Source organism: Alkalihalophilus lindianensis (assembly GCF_032843265.1).
GTDB lineage: Bacteria > Bacillota > Bacilli > Bacillales > Bacillaceae_D > Alkalihalophilus > Alkalihalophilus lindianensis.
Map to the genome: position 1 here is coordinate 1 of NZ_JAWJBA010000467.1, position 264 is coordinate 264.

At 75.4% G+C, this 264-nt stretch carries 1 protein-coding gene; it reads right to left on the reverse strand.

The annotated features are described in order from the left end of the window. A partial coding sequence (locus RYX56_RS23050) for an aldehyde dehydrogenase family protein (protein ID WP_317124214.1) occupies positions 1-264 on the reverse strand: 264 nt, incomplete at its 3' end.

Here is a 264-nt window from a genome sequence, read left to right on the forward strand (position 1 = left end):
GGCGCCCTGCTGCACGGCGCGGTGGACCTGCTCGTCCAGCGTGTCGCGAAGGTCGGCGCGGGCGAGCGGGCCCACCTGCGTGGCTGCGTCGAGCGGATCGCCCACGCGCAGCGACTCCATCTCGCGCACGAAGGCGGCGGCGAAGGCGTCGTAGGCGGCGTCCACGACGACGAAGCGCTTGGCGGCGATGCAGCTCTGGCCGTTGTTCTGGCAGCGCGCCTGCGCCGCCACGGCTGCGGCGCGCGCCACGTCGGCGTCCTCCAG